The 963-nt window shown below is 40.0% G+C and carries 1 pseudogene; it reads right to left on the bottom strand.

Annotated elements, in window-relative coordinates:
• Positions 1-963: pseudogene (locus tag B0A64_RS25175) on the bottom strand (DUF6443 domain-containing protein); the annotation flags it as partial.

The following is a 963-nucleotide window of genomic DNA, read 5'->3' as shown; positions in this document are numbered from 1 at the left end:
TTGTCTGCTGTTTCCTCCTGTATCCCCAACATTCTTGCTTTCTAATTGCCCTAATGCATCATAGTTGTTTGATGTTAATAGCTGCACAATTCCTCCGTTGATTTGATGTGTATGGCTTAGCAAACGATCTTGCGGCGTATAGGTAAAATCTTCTCTTACCACAAGCTCATTGTCTCCTAAAGTTCGTTTGTGTCTGGTAATTGTATAAAGGGCTTTGCCCGAAAAGTCAAGTTTACTGTCTGTAAGGGTATACCCTCCTAAATGATTTTTAAGATTAATGCGTATTGGTCGTCCTTTTATATCATCATAAACGGTTGTGGTCGTTTCTCCTATCGTGGCTAATGCTGTTGTTGCTACTCTGGTCCAGTTTCCTGTAGTCATACCTTTTGTATTGGCTAAAACAGGTTGACCTTCGATAGTTGTGGGTATAACGGGCGCATCGGGATAATCATAAGTATCGTAATAGGTAACTGTTAAGAGCTTAAAATTAGTTGGCGCATTTGCATTACTATAATTTACTGCAATTTGATCTATCGTTCCTGAGGTTTCTTTTTTTTCAAATAGAGTCTTTGCTGCATTTTGGGTATCCTGCAATGATTTTCGTATGACAGCATTCGACGATTGATCGTACCATCCGGTATAAACAGGACGGCTAAAAGCATCATATTTGGTAATGAGCCAGCCTTGGGCACTTTCGTCTTTAAAGGGCGAAAATGCAGGTCCTGTTGCTACAGGTCTGTCAAGTTTATCGTAAACAATAAATTCCCATTGTTTTCCGGGTAATTTTTTCTCGACCAGACGGTTACGATCGTCGTATTTGTACTGGTAACATAGCCCATTTAAAACCTCTTCGCTAATGGCACCGGCAACTTTTGGAGGAATTACATAGGTCAGGTTTCCGTATGTATCATAGACATAATAGGTATCGTGTTTATCGCCGGACTCATAGGTTCTTTTTAGGAT

It is taken from the genome of Flavobacterium araucananum (assembly GCF_002222055.1).
In the GTDB taxonomy this organism is placed as follows: Bacteria; Bacteroidota; Bacteroidia; order Flavobacteriales; family Flavobacteriaceae; genus Flavobacterium; species Flavobacterium araucananum.
Note: the sequence above shows the minus strand (reverse complement) of the source record. Positions and strands in the feature narration are given on the sequence as shown.